Raw genomic sequence first — 3,313 nt, forward strand, 5'->3', positions numbered from 1 at the left:
TAAATAAAGTTTATGAGTTGCATCATTATAATTCTTAAATTGAACTTGCCTAAATTAATTTGTGCTCATTCCTTAGCGCCCCAATCTCCAGGTTTTGCAGCAAAATGTCCTGCACATTGAGTGCCGCAAGCCGTGCATGTGCCTGAGGCATTCAAATTCCAGTCGGATAATTGATACCAGTCACGACCTATTAATAATTGTCCGCAGTGGTGGCAATAGGTACTTTCTGCTGGTTTATGATGTACATTGCCTACATAAGCATAATGTACACCATTTTTTATAGCAATATCGCGTGCTAATAATAATGATGCGACTGGCGTTGAGGGTGTATCTAGCATTTTCCAGTCAGGATGAAAGGCGGTAAAGTGCATGGGCACATCGGGGCCTAAGTTTTCTACGACCCACTGGGTCATTTCTTCTAGTTCAGCTTGGGAGTCATTTTCACCAGGGATCAGTAGCGTGGTTAATTCCAGCCATACTGATGTTTCATGCTGTAAATAACGTAAAGTATCTAATACGGCGGCTAAATGAGAGCCTGTTATTTTGTGATAAAAACGCTCAGTAAAGGCTTTTAAATCAATATTTGCTGCGTCCATATATTGATAAAATTCAGCTCTAGGTTCAGGGCAAACATAACCTGCAGAAACGGCAACGGATTTGATGCCTAATTCACGACAAGCAATAGCAGTATCTATGGCATACTCGTGAAAAATAACCGGGTCATTATAAGTATAGGCAACACTCAGGCAGCCCTGTTCAGCGGCTTTTTGGGCAATTATTTCGGGGCCGGCAATGCTCATTAAGGCATCCATTTGTCGTGATTTACTAATGTCCCAGTTTTGACAAAATTTACAGGCTAAATTACAACCTGCGGTGCCAAAAGAAAACACTGAAGAGCCAGGGTAAAAATGATTTAATGGTTTTTTTTCTATTGGGTCGATGGCAAAGCCACTAGAGCGACCATAACTGGTTAATACGATCTGTTGATCTTGATTTTGTCGAATAAAGCATAAACCGCGCTGACCATCATGCAATTTACAAAATCGTGGGCATAAATCACACTGTATACGGCCATCACCTAAATCATGCCAGTAGTGAGTAGCGACAGTCGTTTCTGAATTAAGTTGAGTGTGCATAGCAAGCCTCCGGTATAGATATCTATATATAGATATATGGCAATATATTTTTAAATCAAATAATTTACCATTTTTGTTCGTATATCACGGCCATTAAGGTAAGGAATTAAAGTGTGTACATTGGGTGTGATTAAAAGTGTGGGGGAATCTCCATCAGGTTATGCTGCTTTGGCTAAATTATTCCAATACGCATCCCATTCTTCGTTAGCCCTGATAACTCGCAATGCCAACATTCGCTCAATATTTTCCTCTTTCCACCATGCGCCAGATAATTTAAGACGTTTCTGAATAACATATCGATGAGCACTTTCTATTTCACCCGACCCAATAGGCAAACCTTTTTCTATAGCTCCTTTATAATCAATCTGGTCCGTTCGATTGCTTAAATACCGGTGGCAAGCACGTACTGGTGCTTTCGTATTATCAATATCGCTTGGCTCTAAATGACAAGCCAAACTGTCAATAACCAGTGCATACTCATTATTTTTTAGTCGTTTCTTTTGAGTGTCCATCCAGTCATTATCATTGGCAGCACAAGCGTTTGATGCCTCAGCCAAATACTCACAAACATGGTAAAAATCGATCAAGTAACTTCCTTGCGTTCCAAATTTTTCTTTCATCTGCTTCTCGATCCATGGGGCACCATCTCCCACACCATGTACTTGCGTATTCGTTCCTAGGCCTGCCGAAACGGCACAATTTAATAATGCTTGTCCTGCATCATCAACACTGTTTGCAAAAGTGGTATCAAATTTAGGGGTAACCGATCCTTGTTCATGGACTAAAGCCAAACGCGCTTCTTTCCAGTGTAGAACTTTATTTTTACGCTTGTCACCTTCATCATCTCTAACGGTGATAACGGGTAGCATGCAACCGTCAATCTCAGCGACTTGTTGCCGGCACCCTAGGTTGATCGGCAAAGAAGAAGCCTCCCGTTGTTCATGCATTTGCTGTCCATGAAGTTCCGTTATCTTACGAATGGTACTGACCGGAATCTGAATGCCATAGTGCTCCTGAAGCTTTGTAGGCACTTGCGCAAACGCATGGTCGGCACCAAAATCAGCGATGACTCGCTGTAGGGGCATCGAACAACAACGTGCTGTCAATCCGGCAGAATAACTGAAGGGTCGGGACAGTTGACCGGAATGACGAAAGATGGATTCAACTGCGTCTATTTTTCCAAAGGTGGAGTGCCAGTAGAATTTTTTTTACCATGACGATGAAACGAGGGGGATTTTTCACGGAACTGTTCAGCACTTTTTACAGCTGCATTATCTCCCCAGCAATGCAGCGCATCATTCCCCATTTTTCGTAATTCTTCGATCACATACCGTTCAGCTTCATCCGCTTTAGTACAGTCTCCTGCTACATTTTCAACAACATTAAGTAAGGCCTCTAATCTATCACGTAATTTAGGGTGCTGATTAAGGCGGCGCATCAATTCTTGGTCTTGATTGGAAGTCATAAATTATGTCAATACAAAAGATATGATTTTAGCAGATCCTCACACTTTTAATCACACCCGTGTACATTTTATAAAGCCTGGAGCTTTATATTATGTGATACGGCCAGTCCTTTCGGATATTATTGACGCTTTATTTCTAAGGATGTGCTTGTAATTTAACACTAATTGACATATACAGGTAATAAAAAGAACTTAATCATCGGGGGTGCACAATTATGCGAAGTATACGTCAACCAGCAGTCGCAGGTTCATTTTATCCTGATAATCCACATGAATTAAGAGCAATGCTTGCTGAGTATCTTGAGCAAGCTGAGCCATCAGTAACAGCGCCAAAAGCGATTATTGTGCCACATGCCGGCTATATTTATTCGGGTGTCTGTGCGGCTAAGGCTTATGCGCGATTAGCCCCGAAGCATGCCATGATTAAACGCGTTGTTTTATTAGGGCCATCACATCATGTTGCTTTTACCGGTCTAGCATTATCTAGCGCTGATGTTTTTAATACGCCTCTTGGTGATATTCCTCTGGATAAAAAAGCCATAGACTCTTTATTGCAGTTTCCTTCTGTTGCCTATCTTGATCAGGCGCATGCTTTAGAGCATAGCCTAGAAGTGCAATTGCCATTTTTGCAAATGACCTTAGGAATGTGCATGAAATAACTTAGGCAACTTATAAAGTTGTTGCGTCAGGAATGGCAGTATAATTCCATTGC

Annotated in this window: 4 protein-coding genes; 1 reads left to right on the forward strand and 3 read right to left on the reverse strand. The window is 41.5% G+C overall.

The window, feature by feature from the left end:
• Positions 1-65: 65 nt before the first annotated feature.
• The 3 genes from amrS to BQ7314_RS02315 form a co-directional block, all read right to left on the reverse strand.
• The gene (amrS, locus tag BQ7314_RS02305; protein ID WP_174482092.1) at positions 66-1,136 is read right to left on the reverse strand and encodes an AmmeMemoRadiSam system radical SAM enzyme; all 1,071 of its coding nucleotides are present in this window, start codon (positions 1,134-1,136) and stop codon (positions 66-68) included.
• 158 nt (positions 1,137-1,294) lie between these two features.
• The gene (locus BQ7314_RS02310; protein WP_174482093.1) at positions 1,295-2,221 is read right to left on the reverse strand and encodes an ISKra4 family transposase; all 927 of its coding nucleotides are present in this window, start codon (positions 2,219-2,221) and stop codon (positions 1,295-1,297) included.
• An 86-nt stretch (positions 2,222-2,307) separates the two neighbouring features.
• Positions 2,308-2,601, reverse strand: a complete 294-nt coding sequence (locus BQ7314_RS02315; protein ID WP_174482094.1) for a hypothetical protein — start codon at positions 2,599-2,601, stop codon at positions 2,308-2,310.
• A gap of 215 nt (positions 2,602-2,816) precedes the next feature.
• On the opposite strand from BQ7314_RS02315, the gene amrB reads away from it, so the two are divergent.
• The gene (amrB, locus tag BQ7314_RS02320; protein ID WP_174482095.1) at positions 2,817-3,260 is read left to right on the forward strand and encodes an AmmeMemoRadiSam system protein B; all 444 of its coding nucleotides are present in this window, start codon (positions 2,817-2,819) and stop codon (positions 3,258-3,260) included.
• Positions 3,261-3,313 lie beyond the last annotated feature (53 nt).

It is taken from the genome of methanotrophic endosymbiont of Bathymodiolus puteoserpentis (Logatchev), from assembly GCF_900128525.1.
Classification (GTDB): Bacteria; Pseudomonadota; Gammaproteobacteria; order Methylococcales; family Methylomonadaceae; genus Methyloprofundus.